At 60.0% G+C, this 14,169-nt stretch carries 16 protein-coding genes; 7 read left to right on the forward strand and 9 right to left on the reverse strand.

Features of this window, described 5'->3' with window-relative positions:
• The first annotated feature begins 47 nt into the window (after window positions 1-47).
• The 4 genes from rpsK to M1D89_RS08655 all read left to right on the forward strand — a co-directional run bounded on the left by rpsK (window position 48) and on the right by M1D89_RS08655 (window position 3,159).
• Entirely contained in the window at window positions 48-449 is a 402-nt protein-coding gene (gene rpsK / locus M1D89_RS08640; RefSeq protein ID WP_014922380.1) for a 30S ribosomal protein S11, read from the forward strand.
• A 149-nt stretch (window positions 450-598) separates the two neighbouring features.
• Window positions 599-1,609, forward strand: a complete 1,011-nt coding sequence (locus M1D89_RS08645) for a DNA-directed RNA polymerase subunit alpha (RefSeq protein ID WP_011775567.1) — start codon at window positions 599-601, stop codon at window positions 1,607-1,609.
• Window positions 1,610-1,675: 66 nt separating this feature from the next.
• Window positions 1,676-2,236, forward strand: coding sequence for a 50S ribosomal protein L17 (gene rplQ, locus M1D89_RS08650; protein ID WP_090817804.1), 561 nt, complete (start codon window positions 1,676-1,678; stop codon window positions 2,234-2,236).
• A 32-nt stretch (window positions 2,237-2,268) separates the two neighbouring features.
• On the forward strand, window positions 2,269-3,159 hold the full coding sequence (locus M1D89_RS08655; RefSeq protein WP_498649791.1) for a tRNA pseudouridine synthase A: 891 nt from the start codon (window positions 2,269-2,271) through the stop codon (window positions 3,157-3,159).
• A gap of 142 nt (window positions 3,160-3,301) precedes the next feature.
• Here M1D89_RS08655 and M1D89_RS08660 read toward each other — a convergent pair whose 3' ends face one another.
• The 9 genes from M1D89_RS08660 to M1D89_RS08700 form a co-directional block, all read right to left on the reverse strand.
• Window positions 3,302-4,192 carry a type II secretion system F family protein gene (locus M1D89_RS08660; RefSeq protein ID WP_498649793.1) on the reverse strand — a complete coding sequence of 297 codons (891 nt, stop codon included), beginning with the start codon at window positions 4,190-4,192 and terminating at the stop codon, window positions 3,302-3,304.
• Between the two features lie 9 nt (window positions 4,193-4,201).
• Window positions 4,202-5,152, reverse strand: a complete 951-nt coding sequence (locus tag M1D89_RS08665) for a type II secretion system F family protein (protein WP_498649795.1) — start codon at window positions 5,150-5,152, stop codon at window positions 4,202-4,204.
• Window positions 5,149-6,591 carry a TadA family conjugal transfer-associated ATPase gene (locus M1D89_RS08670; protein ID WP_498649797.1) on the reverse strand — a complete coding sequence of 481 codons (1,443 nt, stop codon included), beginning with the start codon at window positions 6,589-6,591 and terminating at the stop codon, window positions 5,149-5,151. Before M1D89_RS08670 ends, M1D89_RS08665 begins: the two co-directional genes overlap by 4 nt.
• Window positions 6,588-7,784: a CpaE/TadZ family protein gene (locus M1D89_RS08675; RefSeq protein ID WP_498649799.1), complete on the reverse strand. Its 1,197-nt coding sequence runs from the start codon at window positions 7,782-7,784 to the stop codon at window positions 6,588-6,590. The genes M1D89_RS08670 and M1D89_RS08675 overlap by 4 nt, the downstream gene beginning before the upstream one ends.
• Window positions 7,781-8,527: a Flp pilus assembly protein CpaB gene (cpaB, locus tag M1D89_RS08680; RefSeq protein ID WP_364306961.1), complete on the reverse strand. Its 747-nt coding sequence runs from the start codon at window positions 8,525-8,527 to the stop codon at window positions 7,781-7,783. The genes M1D89_RS08675 and cpaB overlap by 4 nt, the downstream gene beginning before the upstream one ends.
• Before the next feature lie 45 nt (window positions 8,528-8,572).
• Window positions 8,573-9,598: a pilus assembly protein TadG-related protein gene (locus M1D89_RS08685; protein WP_498649802.1), complete on the reverse strand. Its 1,026-nt coding sequence runs from the start codon at window positions 9,596-9,598 to the stop codon at window positions 8,573-8,575.
• Window positions 9,599-9,624: 26 nt separating this feature from the next.
• On the reverse strand, window positions 9,625-10,056 hold the full coding sequence (locus M1D89_RS08690) for a TadE/TadG family type IV pilus assembly protein (RefSeq protein ID WP_498649804.1): 432 nt from the start codon (window positions 10,054-10,056) through the stop codon (window positions 9,625-9,627).
• A gap of 81 nt (window positions 10,057-10,137) precedes the next feature.
• The gene (locus M1D89_RS08695; RefSeq protein WP_498649806.1) at window positions 10,138-10,344 is read right to left on the reverse strand and encodes a Flp family type IVb pilin; all 207 of its coding nucleotides are present in this window, start codon (window positions 10,342-10,344) and stop codon (window positions 10,138-10,140) included.
• Between the two features lie 317 nt (window positions 10,345-10,661).
• The gene (locus tag M1D89_RS08700; RefSeq protein ID WP_498649808.1) at window positions 10,662-11,306 is read right to left on the reverse strand and encodes a prepilin peptidase; all 645 of its coding nucleotides are present in this window, start codon (window positions 11,304-11,306) and stop codon (window positions 10,662-10,664) included.
• A gap of 288 nt (window positions 11,307-11,594) precedes the next feature.
• Here M1D89_RS08700 and rplM point away from each other — a divergent pair, with 288 nt between their 5' ends.
• The 3 genes from rplM to glmM all read left to right on the forward strand — a co-directional run bounded on the left by rplM (window position 11,595) and on the right by glmM (window position 14,101).
• On the forward strand, window positions 11,595-12,038 hold the full coding sequence (rplM, locus tag M1D89_RS08705) for a 50S ribosomal protein L13 (RefSeq protein ID WP_024817563.1): 444 nt from the start codon (window positions 11,595-11,597) through the stop codon (window positions 12,036-12,038).
• A gap of 38 nt (window positions 12,039-12,076) precedes the next feature.
• Window positions 12,077-12,583 carry a 30S ribosomal protein S9 gene (gene rpsI, locus M1D89_RS08710; protein ID WP_017200290.1) on the forward strand — a complete coding sequence of 169 codons (507 nt, stop codon included), beginning with the start codon at window positions 12,077-12,079 and terminating at the stop codon, window positions 12,581-12,583.
• Window positions 12,584-12,736: 153 nt separating this feature from the next.
• Window positions 12,737-14,101: a phosphoglucosamine mutase gene (gene glmM, locus M1D89_RS08715; RefSeq protein WP_498649811.1), complete on the forward strand. Its 1,365-nt coding sequence runs from the start codon at window positions 12,737-12,739 to the stop codon at window positions 14,099-14,101.
• Window positions 14,102-14,169 lie beyond the last annotated feature (68 nt).

The following is a 14,169-nucleotide window of genomic DNA, read 5'->3' on the forward strand; positions in this document are numbered from 1 at the left end:
TTGGGATTGATCCGGTTTTCCCCCGATAACTTTCTGTAGGAGAAACAATGCCCCCGAAGACTCGTGGAGCGGTTCGTAAGCCGCGTCGCAAGGATAAGAAGAATATTGCGCTTGGCCAGGCGCACATCAAGAGCACCTTTAACAACACCATCGTGTCCATCACGGACCCGAACGGTGCTGTAATCTCATGGGCTTCCGCCGGTGAGGTTGGCTTCAAGGGCTCCCGTAAGTCCACCCCTTTCGCTGCCCAGATGGCTGCTGAAGCTGCTGCAAAGCGCGCTCAGGAGCACGGTCTGCGCAAGGTTGACGTATTCGTCAAGGGCCCGGGATCCGGACGCGAAACCGCAATCCGTTCACTTCAGGCCGCTGGCCTCGAGGTTGGCTCCATCCAGGACGTCACCCCCAGCGCCCACAACGGTTGCCGCCCGCCGAAGCGCCGCCGCGTCTAATTAGGTCTTCCCCGCCTGACCGGCCGGGCCTGCTATGGATGGTTTCGATCATCCATCAGCATGGCCCGGCTGGTCAGGCTGGAAACCGAAGCCGATTTCCACCACCTGTGTTGCGTCATATAGCGGATGCTCGCCGAAAGGAAACCTAAGTGCTCATTGCACAGCGCCCCACCCTGTCTGAAGAAGTTGTATCCGAGAACCGCTCCCGTTTCATCATTGAACCGCTGGAGCCGGGCTTCGGTTACACCCTCGGAAACTCCCTCCGCCGTACCCTGCTCTCCTCCATCCCCGGTGCTGCTGTAACCAGCATCCGGATCGATGGCGTGCTGCACGAGTTCACCACGGTTCCGGGTGTCAAGGAAGATGTCACCGAGATCATCCTGAACATCAAGAACCTTTCGGTTTCCTCCGAGCACGATGAGCCGGTTGTTGCTTACCTGCGCAAGCAGGGCCCCGGAGTCGTCACCGCCGCGGACATCGCTCCGCCGGCCGGCGTCGAATTCCACAACCCGGATCTGCACATTGCCACTCTGAACTCGAAGGGCAAGTTCGAACTCGAGCTGACCATCGAGCGCGGCCGTGGCTACGTTTCGGCAGCTCAGAACAAGTCCGGCGACTCCGAGATCGGCCGTATTCCGGTTGACTCGATCTACTCGCCGGTCATGAAGGTAACTTTCCGCGTGGAAGCTACCCGTGTTGAGCAGCGCACCGACTTCGACAAGCTCATTGTCGACGTCGAGACCAAGCAGGCCATCGCCCCGCGCGATGCTGTTGCTTCCGCAGGCACCACGTTGGTGGAACTGTTCGGTCTGGCTCGTGAGCTGAACACCGCAGCTGAAGGTATCGAGATTGGCCCGTCGCCGACGGACGCTGCCCTGGCAGCGGACATGGCTCTGCCGATCGAGGATCTGGATCTCACCGTCCGTTCCTACAACTGCCTCAAGCGTGAGGGCATCCACACCGTGGGTGAACTCGTTGCCCGCTCCGAGGCTGACCTGATGGACATTCGTAACTTCGGTGCGAAGTCCATTGACGAGGTCAAGGCAAAGCTCGTCGAACTGGGTCTGTCCCTCAAGGACTCCCCTCCCGGTTTCGATCTCGCAGCCCGCGCCGCAGCCATCGAAGAGGACGACGCCGCGTTCAGCGACGACGAGCTCTAAACAGCAGATCTTGGCCGTCGGGTCCAGCGATGGACCTGACCGGCTTACATAACAGGAGAAATAACTATGCCTACCCCCACTAAGGGTCCGCGCCTCGGAGGCGGCCCGGCTCACGAGCGCCTGATGCTCGCGAACCTGGCAGCTGCTCTGTTTGAGCACAAGCGCATCACCACCACGGTTACCAAGGCCAAGCGCCTCAAGCCGTACGCAGAGCGTCTGGTCACCTTCGCTAAGCGTGGCGACCTTGCTTCACGCCGCCGCGTTCTCGGCCTGATCAGCGACAAGGGCGTTGTCCACGAGCTGTTCACCGACATCGCCGGCGCCGTTGCTAACCGCGATGGTGGCTACACCCGCATCACCAAGATCGGCAACCGCAAGGGCGACAACGCTCCCATGGCTGTCATCGAGCTCGTTCTCGAGCCGGTTTCCCCGAAGCAGGCCGTTGTTGCTGAAGCAACCGCTGCCGCTGCCAAGGCTGCTCCGGCCGCCGAGGAAGAGGTCGTTGAGACCGAAGCCGTAGAGACTGAAGCTGCTGAAACCGAAGAGGCTCCGGCCGCTGAGGCAGAAGCTACTGAAGCTGAAGCTGCTGAGACCGAAGAGGCTCCGGCCGCTGAGGACAAGAAGTAATTCACTGAATTCTTCACAGTAGACTTAAGTCTATGAACGAACGAAAACCCGCTGCCCCCGTTTTGGGGGGCGGCGGGTTTTTGCGTGTCCGGCTTGATCTTTCCTACGACGGCGGCCCCTTCAACGGGTGGGCCCTGCAGCCCGGGCTTCGGACTGTGCAGGGTGCTTTGGAAGAAGCCCTGGCGCTCCTTCTGCAGCGGCCGATCCGCGTGACGGTTGCCGGCAGGACGGACGCCGGCGTCCACGCCCGGGGGCAAGTGGTTCATCTGGACCTGTCCGAAGCCGAATGGATGTCATTGCCGCGTGGCCACGAACTTGATCCCGGCGTCGCACTCTTGCGTCGACTCCGTGGCGCCTTAAGCCGAATCCTCGGTGACCTCACGGGTGCTATTGAAGTGCACGACGCCGGTCTGGCGCCCGAGGGCTTCGACGCCCGCTTTTCAGCGTTGTGGCGGAGGTACAGTTACCGCATTGCCGACGGTCCGGGACGCTGGGACCCGGTTCTGCGCGGGATTACTTTGTGGCACAAGGCGCCGTTGGACGTTGCGCTCATGAACGAAGGGGCCCGTTCGTTGCTGGGCCTCCAGGATTTCCGTTCCTATTGCAAACCCCGAGAGGGAGCGACGACCATCCGCGAGCTGCAGCAGTTCTCGTTCGCTCGTGGAAGCGACGACGTTATCGTTGCCACCGTGCAGGCTGATGCGTTCTGCCACAACATGGTGCGGTCCCTGGTAGGTTCGGCCTTGCGAGTTGGAGAGGGCCTGGAAACTCCGGCGTGGCTGCACTTGCGGCTCTTGGAACGGAAGCGCGATGCCAAGTCTGTTCTCGCTGCGCCGCATCCCTTGGTGCTGGAGGAAGTTGCCTACCCGTCCGACAGCGAGTTGCTGGCTCGCGCGGAGCTGACTCGGGCGCGGCGGGAATAGCCCTATCTGCCTCAGGCTATGGTGAGTTGCGCGGACGTGGGAGGACCCCCTCCCGGCTCTGGGTACCGGAAGGGGGCCGTTGTGGCCGCCCGTGGTCTGGGATCCGCGAACGGCCGGTTTTTAGGGCAGGAACACCAGAGCCCTAGAATGCGCCGGCAAGATTAGTCATCACATTGATGACGGCCGGACCCATGATGACGATGAAGAGCACTGGCAGGATACAGAACATCAAAGGGAACAGGACCTTCACAGGCAGCTTCATTGCCTGCTCCTCCGCCCTTTGGCGGCGTTTTATACGCATTTGCTTGGCTTGCGTACGCAGGACGTTGGCTATGGCGATCCCATAGGTATCGGCCTGCACTATGGCCCCGACGAATGCCCTGAGGTCGTGGACATCCACACGTTCGGCCAAGGCCACGTATGCTTCCTTGCGGCTGCGTCCCGCCTGCATGTCCTGCAGTGTTCGGAGCATTTCCATGGCCAGCGGTCCCGAACCATTCTGCCCAGCCCGGGCCATGGCCCCTTCAAAACCAAGGCCGGCTTCAACGGAGATGAGCATCTGGTCCAGAGTGTTGGGTAGCTCAGTTTGGATTGCCTTTTGCCGTTCGGCAGCGCGGCCGTGGATGATCAGGTCCGGGATGAAGTACACCAGCAATACTGCGGCCAGGTACAGCAGGAAACCCTGGCCCGAAGGGGCTCTCAGGAAGAACAGCAGGCCCACGAATGCTGCTGCCAAGGCCAACGCTGGCTTGAGGACGAGGAGGCGGCCAAGGGGCATGCCAGCTGGTCGACCTATTCTGGCAAGCAGCTTGTCCAGCCAGATGGTATAGCCCTTGGCGGTGAGCTTCGCACCGAGACGATGGAGGTTGAATGATGACGGCTGCGCCCCCAGTTCTGTTGTCATCCCGGCGCTGCGGCTCAAATTGGCTCGAACAGTCGCGAGGCCTGCACGATCCACTGAAATGAAGGCCCATGCCATGAAAGCGATGGGGACTACGATCAAGGCGACGGACGCCCATGCAATGACGTTCATGGTCACTCCCTAGAACTTGATCTTGACAACACGGCTGAGCCAGAAAGAACCCACCGCAAGAAGGACGACGGCTACCACGAGCATGATCCAACCCACCGGGTGCGTGAACAGCGGCTGGATGTACGTTCCATTCGCGAGTGTCAGATACAAGAACATGCCTGTTGGCAGCGCTATGAGAACATAAGCGGACAGGCGACCTTCGGCGCTGAGCGCCCGCACTTGCCCTTTGATCTGTGACCGCTCGCGGATCGTTTCGGCCACATGATCCAGGACTTCAGCCAAATCGCCGCCCACTTCACGGTGAATTTCGATGGCCTGGGTGGCCCAGAGGAAATCCTCGCTATGTAGACGGTTTGCAGCATCCAGGAGTGCATCGCGGAGATCACGTCCCAGACGAATTTCTCCTACGATCCTGGCGAATTCTTCCTTGGTAGGTGACTGTGCCTCCAGAGCCACAGCATCGACTGCCCGCAGCAAGCTATGTCCGGCCCGCATGCTGCCGGACAGCATTTGCAGCGTGTCGCCCAGTTGAGCTTCGAACTGCGCCCGGCGTCGGGACGTCATGACGCTCAGAACCATGCGTGCGCCGATGGGCACTAAGATTCCGAAGAGTATTGCCACCAAGAGACCGCCGAGGATGAAGCCTACGACGGCGCCAGTGAAGGTGGCGCAGATGACCAAGAGTACGTAGTCCGCCGGCCGCATCCTGGAGCCGGCCTGCTCAAGGAGAAGCTTGGTTCCGGAAGCCCTGCTGGCCGAAACTGACCCATCTACCAATGCGACAGCAGAATTTGTCATCCGGGTCAGTACTGAGTCCTGAGTGCCGGCGTTTGGACGCCGCCGGGACAATGCGATTGCCGAGTTTCTCGACCGAGGGATGAGAAAGAGGCCGATTGCCAGGGCCGCGAATCCCAGGATTATCCCGCCGATGAGCAGTAGGGGACTGGTTGCGGTGATCATCTCTTTCCACCGCCAGGCGCCATCGTTCCAAAGACCGCTGGTGAAATATGGATGCCCAAGTCCGCAAAGTGGTCTACGAACCGCGGCCGCACTCCAGTAGGAACGGGCTTCCCAAGGAACCGCCCATTGGCGTCCAGGCCGGCTGAGTAATCGAAGGTGAAGGCATCCTGCAGGGTGACAACATCACCTTCCATGCCTTGGACTTCCGTCACATGCGTGATGCGGCGCGTGCCGTCGCGCAACCGCGAAATTTGGACAACCAGGTTCACAGCGGACGAAATCTGCTCTCGAATTGCCCGGAGAGGTAAGTCCATGCCGGCCATCAGGACCAACGTTTCAAGGCGTGCGATGGCGTCGCGCGGAGAATTCGCGTGGACAGTGGAAATGGAACCATCGTGGCCGGTGTTCATTGCCTGAAGCATGTCCAGTGCCTCACCGCCACGAACTTCGCCCACTACGATCCGGTCGGGGCGCATGCGCAGGGAATTTCGCACGAGATCCCGGATGGCGATCTCACCCTTTCCTTCGATGTTGCTTGGTCGGCTTTCCAACCGGACAACGTGCGATTGCTGGAGCTGCAGTTCCACGGCGTCCTCGATGGTGACAATGCGTTCATCTGAAGGAAGAAACGATGACAGGACGTTCAGGAGCGTTGTCTTTCCCGTTCCTGTACCGCCGGAGACGATGATATTCAGCCGGGCCTGTACGCACGCGTGAAGCAGTTCCGTGATCTCGGGGCTCATGGTTCCCAATTGGATGAGATTCTGGGCCGTTAGCGGCACGCGGCCAAACTTTCGAATCGTAAGTGACGATCCATTGACAGCGAGCGGAGGAATAATCGCATTGACTCGGGATCCGTCCGAAAGTCTTGCGTCCACCAGTGGAGAGGACTCGTCAATGCGGCGGCCAACCCTGGAGACAATCCGCTCAATGATTCGGCGAAGATGCTCTTCGGAGCTGAAATGGACATTGGTCAAGTGAAGTCTTCCAGCAATCTCCACGTAGACCTTGTCGGCACCGTTCACCATGATCTCTGTGACGTCCTTGTCGTCAAGGAACCGCTGAAGCGGCCCAAGACCCAGAACGTCGTCAGCGATTTCCTGGACCAGTCGTTGCCTCTCCTGGGATGTCAGCGGAATGTCGTCTTCGTCAATGACGGCACGGAGTTCCTCTTTGACGTAACGATGAAGTTCCCCCTCATCCAGTGTGGTGTCGGAAATTCGTGAACCCATACGATCAAACAACGCTGAACTGGTGCGTTCCTTGACTGCTGACAACGCTTGACTGGAGTCTTCGGTAGTTCCTCCGGCTCCCGTTGAATCGGCGATGTAGTCAGGGGCATGGGTTGCTGGCCCGGCCCACGGATCTCCCAAGGTTGATGTGCCCGGCGTCTCAACTTCCAGCCCCCGAGCGGTCTGAAGGCGCTTTGCGAGGTTCACTTGACTACCGCCCTTCGATGCAGCTGCTTGTGCGGCCGTTCTTCCCAGCCTGGCTTGAAGCGCTCAACGAGCTGACGGAGCCCGCGGAGCGTGACATCCTTCGTCCCGTCTTGAAGTACGGGGATGCCCCTATTGGTTGAGTAGGGGAGCGAACGGGACCGTGGCAAGGTGACATCCACCGGGCACCCTATGGTGGCTTCTACATCGATCAAGGTCAGCCCGCTGCGCTTGTCCGCGAAGTTCAGGACAACGTGGCGCTGTTCGGGGACCAGCCCGATCTCGTCGAGAATTTCGAGGCCGTTCCGAAGTCCTCTGATGCTCGGGATATCCATGCCACATACCCACACGACATCGGAGGCACGTTCGAGGGTCGCCAGGACGTGCTCACCAAGACCCGGTGCAGTATCCACAATCACGTAGTCGAACTCCCTGGCCAGTTGTTCAAGGAGATGCCCCACCTGTTCAGCGGAAATCTGCTCGATTTGGGAGGGGTTGCGGGGTGCACACAGGGCGTAAATCCCCGCGGGATGGACAGAAAGATATGACTTCAGCACCATGCTGTCCTGGACTGCCGCGCCGGTAACCGCATCCGCGATTGTCCTATCCGGGTCTATGAGGAGCCCGGATGCGACGTCGCCGAACTGTAGATCCAAATCGGCGATGACTACCCTCATGGGAGAGGTTCGCCCCAGCCCAATAGCGAGATTGGTTGAGATGGTCGTCTTGCCCACGCCGCCCTTAGGCGACATGACGGCGATAATCCGCCCTCCCTGTGGCCCTGTGTCTACTTGTGCACCCAAGCCCCTGCGCCGCCCGGCAGCTGCGAGGCTGGCACGCTCCAACAGCGCCCGAATGGTGCCCGAATCCGCGGAAGGCTCCAACAAGTCACGGATGCCTGCGCGCATTGCCGGCAGTGCGACTTCCGCTGCATCTGTCGAAGCGAGCACTACGCTGATCTCCGGATACTGAAGGTCGAACAGGCTTGCCAGACGGATTGCGTCGTCGGACTCCAGCCCGGGACCCAGGACAAGGACTTCCAGCAGTTGTCCGGAGAGCACCCGGAGGACGTCGTCCGGGCCCTGCGGCAAGTAGTCGGCGATGATGGACTGCACATCGCCATGCATGCCGGCCGCGGCTTGGCGGACGCGCTGTTCGAACTCGACATCAGCCGTGATAACTAGAAAGCGGCTCATTGGAGTACCTCTGCCTTCTTGATGGTGACGCGTGCGCTTTCCTGGGCCTCTGCAGGTTCTTTCGTCAGCCAGATATCCCCGTACTTAGCTCCGTAAACGATCTTGGTGGCGTCTACATCGCTGCGGGCGAGAGTCACGATGAAGGAACCTTCCGGCAGCTGTGTATTGGCCTGCTCGGAGCTTGCCTGCGCCGTGTTTGTATTTCGTGCGGTGGCCCGCTGAACGCTGGTCACGAGGACTTTGTGGAAGACGAGTTGGGCTGATGCCTCAGATTCGGTCTGCCCGGACTCGCCCAGCAGCACCATGACGCCTACGGTGTCGCCGGCAGCCAACCGTCCGCCAACCACGCGCTGCGCGTCCAGTTGTACGGAAACTTCTTGAAGACCGTCGGGGACAGGGACTGACCCCGGAGCCGCCAAGCTGGTGGGATCCACCAGGCGGTTGCCCAAGAGGGCTTCACCAGGCATGAGTTCTGCCCCGGCCACTTTGCCTTCCATTCCCGAGAGGCTCTTGAGGGCCCCGTTGGGAACCGAAGCTGCGGGTAGCGAGGCGAGTTTGACTGCAGACTTGATCTGCTGAAGATCGGCTCCTTCGGGAACCTGACTTTGGATAACAAGGACATCAACGGGCTGGAGGTCTTTTTGAGCCCGTGCATCCGCTGCTTGAACGTATGTGACCAGTAGCAGCGTGCCGACTATTGCCAGCACGACTGCGACTATGCCTCCCAGTAGGCGAGTTTTCACTTGCATTCTCCTTAGTGCAATGGAGTTTTCTCCCAGATTGATTTGTTACTCGGTGAGTTGGACGCCCAAGGCGCCGTACGTGGTTGGGCCGCCCAGCGTCGCGGCCTCCGTCAGACTTACTTTCTTGATGAACGTGCCGAACAAGCCTGTGTCGCTGTTCTTGAGTCCCAGGGACTTCTGAAGCGCGGAGGCCTCGGACGTCATGTAGCTGGATCCGCCGCCAGTGAGGTGCCATCCACTAAGGGATATCTGGGCGAAGGCCTCGATTTTGAAGGACTTTTTGTAGGGGGACGAAGCACAGGGGTTGGTGCCCGTCCCCTTTTTCACTGGACATGCTGTTTCGAAAATCGGAATGAGAAGTTCAACGGGCTTGCCGGCCTTGAGCTTTGCTTCCCAGGAAGCGAAGGCAGCAGCGCAGGTCGTATCGAAATCATTTCCTTCGTTGGCCTCTACCCAGGGATCGTCGATGTCCACGTGGACCGTGCATGTGGCGCCTGGGTGTTTGAGCCAACCGAAACCACCGGGAAGCTCGAAACCTGATGAAGACTGATGCTGGCACGCGTAGTCCGGATCGTCGGAAAGCGAGGTTCCGTGAACCGGAAAGAACTGAAGCCCTTTGCTGAAACTGGGGTCCGACTCGCATTGTGAGAACGTCAGGGGCACAGCGTCCGTGGACGAAAACCCCCCGAACTTGGCTTGAGCTGAGGCTTGGATGTCCGCTGTCTCGAGGCCCAGAGCTCGCGCGAACACCAAGGTGAAGTGATTGTCGCCGGAGTTGTTCCGAGACTGGGTAGTGACATCCACGGTCCCAGTGCCAAAATTCACCGTGGCCACTGGGGCATTGCTGACGCCGTCCAGGGCATTCAAGCCGGCCAAGGAGGTTGCTGTAGACGTGGGTGCAGCACAGTCGGCTGAAGCTGCGTTCTGCGCGCAGGCTTGGGCGATGCCTATTGCTGATGAGTCGGCACCGTTCTGCAGTTGGGCGTGCTCGGAATACATCATGGCAACGTCTACGGCGAGCGCGGTCATGCCCAAAAGGGCCACCATCAGCATTGCTGTCATGGGAGCCACCGCGCCACGTTCGTTATCAGACTGCTTTAGCCGCCGCATCGCATGACTCCCGTCCCTGACACGTCTAGCTCGGCCGGCATACCCGGTACGAGTCCAGGGAAGCCGGTCATCCAGGGCGTGCTGTAGGAGATATTGACCTCCACGTTGCAAGGCGTGGTGCCTGATGAGGAGATGGTGATATCGCCAGGATCGAGCCCAACGGAAGGTGCCGCGGCCACGCCGGCAGCCTGTGCGTCGCCCACGCTGTACGTGGAATCCGACTGGTGAATGGCTGCATAACGGGCGGCTTCCCGGGCGGCCTCGGATAACGACACCTGGATATTGAAGGCCCGGCCGAACTCAAAAATCCCCAGTACCAATACGAGGAACAGCGGCAGCACCAGTGCGAATTCAACCGCAACCGCGCCGCGTTCCCGAACGGTTCGATTCCCGCGCAGACCATTGACTCGTAATTTCATGGCAACTCCCAGAAATGGTTCCGGGCTGACTGCTGCCGATGGTACGTCGCAGCAGCCAGCCCGGAAGTCAGCTTGAGCTGGTTAGGCTACTTTTGTGAGTTCCGTGGTCACATCGGTAAAGCCTTCGAGGATCTGCCCCCCGATTGTAAATACGACCCCGACGATGACAGCCGCGATCAGGGCCACGAGCAGACCATATTCAACAGCTGTCGCACCCTTCTCCTCGGAGGTGAAGCGGTCCTTGACGCCGGCGATGAACGAAATTACGGAAACCATGAGAGATGACATTGGAAAATCCTTCCCAGAATAAATTTGGCAAATGATGAATGACAAATAGCGAACTGAAATTCGCCCGAGTTTCGAACTGCCGCCATGTAGCCTTTAGCGGTTCGGAATTCGATGAGATAAGAATTCATCAGGATGGGGGGAAGCCACAATGCGTAGTCGTACTCGATTTCATGGGCCACTCATTACTTGGTGGCACACTTCGAGGGCAGTGAGTACTCGGTTTCAACGCCAAGACAGGCGGAAACTACTTGGTTTGCGAAGTAGCCTTATTAATGGCGGCGCGCCCCGAAGTCACAGTAAGGGCGTACTAACCTCGGCTAGTTCATGAACAAAGCCACGCCTAGCGCGGCAATGACCATTGCGGGGCCGTGGGCCGTTTCTACAGGCTTTTCGGCGCGTCGCTGGCGCAACATCAGCACCGTGAGCACCCCGCCCACCACGAACCCCAGAAGCCCCCCGAAGAGTACTTGCCCCCAACCCAAGTACCCCAAGTACAGTCCCAGGGGTGCTGCGAGCTTCACATCGCCCATTCCGAGGCTTCCTGGCGAAATAAGTCCGAGAATTAAGTAGCCGGCGAACAGGATTGCTCCTCCAGCAAGTGCTCGCAGCAGCTCAGGCCAACCCGGACTGAGGACGGCGGAGGCGAGGAGAAGTGTCAATCCGCCACCGAGTAAAAACAAAACCAGGACGTTGGGCAGTAAGTGGAGGGTGAAATCAATCCTCGAAAGCTGGACTCCCAGGAGTGCCAATAAAAGAAATGCCGGCAACTCTGGAGAAAATCCAAAACGCCACGCCAGTGAACCAAAAAGCAGCGCGGTGACCACCGCCGTCGTGATCCGGACCTTAAGGGCAGGAGGGCCGCCGAGCCGCGGCAGCGAGCGGGCGATTACGAGCTCAATAGCAGGGCTCAGTAGTAAGCCAAGGAGCGCGACAAGGAGTGGAAAGACGAGGCTGTCGGTCATGTACTGCCCTCTCTGCGGTGCGCTACCCCTGGGGGCGGTTACCCCATTTTGACCCGGACGCCCTAGTGACGGTATTGTTTAGAGTCGTTGTGCGTGTCCTATCTCGATGACACATGCCTTCCGGGGGATCCAGTTGCAGGATCGCTAACTCCTGAGGCATTTCGAGATCTTGGGATAACTGGTACATAGAGCCCTCACCTCTGCTCCGGTAGCGCATACATAGATAGGTGCACGCCTTATTGCGTGCCGCCTAAAACATGAACGCCAGAACAAGAACGAGGCAAAACCGTGCGTACGTACACCCCGAAGCCCGGCGATATCAACCGCCAGTGGCACGTCATTGACGCCACCGACGTTGTCCTTGGTCGTCTTGCCAGCCAGACCGCAACACTGCTGCGCGGAAAGCACAAGCCGACCTTTGCGTCCCACATGGACATGGGCGACTTCGTCATCATCATCAACGCTGAAAAGGTTGCCCTCACCGGCGCCAAGCTGGAGCAGAAGCGCGCATACCGCCACTCCGGTTACCCGGGCGGCCTGACCTCCGTCAACTACGCCGAGCTGTTGGAATCCAACCCGGTTCGCGCTGTTGAGAAGGCCATCAAGGGCATGCTCCCCAAGAACTCTCTCGCTGCACAGCAGTTGGGCAAGCTCAAGGTCTACCGTGGCGCTGAGCACCCCCACGCTGCACAGCAGCCGAAGACTTTCGAAATCACCCAGGTCGCCCAGTAGTCCTGGCCACCAACCAACTTTTCATTACAAGGAGAACCGTGGCTCAGAACGAAGAACTGACCGCCGAAGCCGTCGAGGCTGAGGAAACCCTCACCAGCTACACCTCTGAAAGCACATCTGGTGAAGATGCGCCCAAGAAGGAGCGCCCGGCACTGACCGTTGCCGGTGCAGCTGTTGGCCGCCGCAAGGAAGCCGTTGCACGCGTTCGCGTTGTTCCGGGTTCCGGCAAGTGGACCATCAACGGCCGCACGCTGGACAACTACTTCCCGAACAAGCTGCACCAGCAGGACGTCAACGAGCCCTTCAAGATCCTTGATCTCGAAGGCGCCTACGACGTCATCGCCCGTATCCACGGCGGTGGCATCTCCGGCCAGGCCGGTGCGCTGCGTCTCGGTGTTGCTCGCTCGCTGAACGAGATCGACGTCGACAACAACCGCGCCACCCTCAAGAAGGCCGGTTACTTGAGCCGTGACGCCCGCGTCATCGAGCGCAAGAAGGCTGGTCTCAAGAAGGCACGTAAGGCTCAGCAGTACTCCAAGCGTTAATCTGCGCTTACTCGAAAGCCCGTTCCGCCGTTTCGGCGGGGCGGGCTTTCGTCGTTTCAGAACCGACGCAGGGGAGTCAAGAGGAGCGCCGTGTGTGACCCTCCGACGGCCCCTTGAACCAGTGCTGTCCCGGCGTCGTCTAAACTTGACCCGATGTCTAGATTATTTGGAACAGATGGCGTCCGCGGTCTCGCGAACGGATTGCTCACCGCCGAACTGGCTATGCAGCTCGCGCAGGCGGCCGCCGTCGTACTCGGCCATGACCGCACAACCGATGGCAAGCGGCCGCGCGCCGTCGTCGCCAGGGACCCCCGGGCGAGCGGAGAGTTCCTTGCCGCGGCCGTTGAAGCCGGGCTTTCAAGCTCCGGCATCGACGTGTACGACGCCGGTGTGCTTCCCACCCCCGCAGCGGCTTACTTGGTGGCGGATCTCGACGCCGACTTCGGAGTCATGCTCTCGGCTTCCCACAACCCGGCTCCGGACAACGGTATTAAGTTCTTCGCCCGGGGCGGTCAGAAGCTGCCGGACGATGTTGAGGACGCTATCGAGGCGCAGCTGGGCAAAGAGCCCCAGCGGCCGGTAGGCGCCGACGTCGGACGCATCCAGCGATTCTCGGACGCCGAGGACAGGTACATCGTGCACCTGCTGGGCACGCTGCCTAAGCGTTTGGAAGGCCTGAAGGTGGTCCTGGACTGCGCCCACGGCGCAGCGAGCGGCTGTTCACCGCAGGTGTTCAAGGACGCCGGGGCTGACGTCGTGGTGATCGGAGCAGAGCCGGACGGCCTGAATATCAACGACGGCGTGGGTTCCACTCACTTGGGCCCGCTGAAGGAAGCGGTGGTCAAGCACGGCGCGGACCTTGGGGTAGCGCACGACGGCGACGCCGACCGCTGCCTGGCCGTTGACCATGAAGGCAATGAAGTGGACGGCGACCAGATCATGGCGATCCTGGCGCTGGCACTCAAGGAAGCCGGAAAGCTCAAGGACAACATCCTCGTTGCCACGGTCATGAGCAACCTTGGCCTCAAGATCGCCCTTCGCGATGCCGGTATCACCATCCGGGAGACCGGTGTTGGTGACCGTTACGTCCTGGAAGAGATGCGCGACGGCGGGTACAACCTCGGTGGCGAACAGTCCGGCCATGTGATCTTCTCGGACTTCGCAACCACGGGTGATGGTGTTCTGACCGGTCTCCAGCTTGCCGCGCAGGTTGCCCTCACAGGTCGCAGCCTCAAGGACCTTTCCAGTGCCATGACCAAGCTTCCGCAGCTCATGATCAACGTCAAGGACGTTGACAAGGCCCGTGCCGCCACGGACGAGGGCGTTGCCCAAGCAGTTGCAGCAGCGGAGCTTGAACTGGGCGAGACCGGCCGTGTGCTGCTCCGCCCGTCAGGCACCGAGGCGTTGGTTCGTGTCATGGTGGAGGCCGCTGACATGGAAACAGCCGAGCGCATCTGTAATGGACTTGCTGCAGTGGTCAAGGACCGCTTGGGCGCTCCCAGCGAGATGGCAGTCTAGGAAAGCTCACTTTTTAGCCCGCTCTCCTGCTTCAGTTGAAGCAGGAGAGCGGGCTTCAATGTTTAAGG

The sequence above is a fragment of the Arthrobacter sp. D3-18 genome, assembly GCF_054408525.1.

Bases quoted from the DNA above. Each gene is read 5' to 3' on its own strand.
- rpsK (WP_014922380.1), top strand. From the start codon at position 48: ATGCCCCCGAAGACTCGTGGAGCGGTTCGTAAGCCGCGTCGCAAGGAT.
- rplQ (WP_090817804.1), top strand. From the start codon at position 1,676: ATGCCTACCCCCACTAAGGGTCCGCGCCTCGGAGGCGGCCCGGCTCAC.
- M1D89_RS08655 (WP_498649791.1), top strand. From the start codon at position 2,269: ATGAACGAACGAAAACCCGCTGCCCCCGTTTTGGGGGGCGGCGGGTTT.
- M1D89_RS08660 (WP_498649793.1), bottom strand. From the start codon at position 4,192: ATGAACGTCATTGCATGGGCGTCCGTCGCCTTGATCGTAGTCCCCATC.
- M1D89_RS08665 (WP_498649795.1), bottom strand. From the start codon at position 5,152: ATGATCACCGCAACCAGTCCCCTACTGCTCATCGGCGGGATAATCCTG.
- M1D89_RS08675 (WP_498649799.1), bottom strand. From the start codon at position 7,784: ATGAGCCGCTTTCTAGTTATCACGGCTGATGTCGAGTTCGAACAGCGC.
- M1D89_RS08690 (WP_498649804.1), bottom strand. From the start codon at position 10,056: ATGAAATTACGAGTCAATGGTCTGCGCGGGAATCGAACCGTTCGGGAA.
- M1D89_RS08695 (WP_498649806.1), bottom strand. From the start codon at position 10,344: ATGTCATCTCTCATGGTTTCCGTAATTTCGTTCATCGCCGGCGTCAAG.
- M1D89_RS08700 (WP_498649808.1), bottom strand. From the start codon at position 11,306: ATGACCGACAGCCTCGTCTTTCCACTCCTTGTCGCGCTCCTTGGCTTA.
- glmM (WP_498649811.1), top strand. From the start codon at position 12,737: ATGTCTAGATTATTTGGAACAGATGGCGTCCGCGGTCTCGCGAACGGA.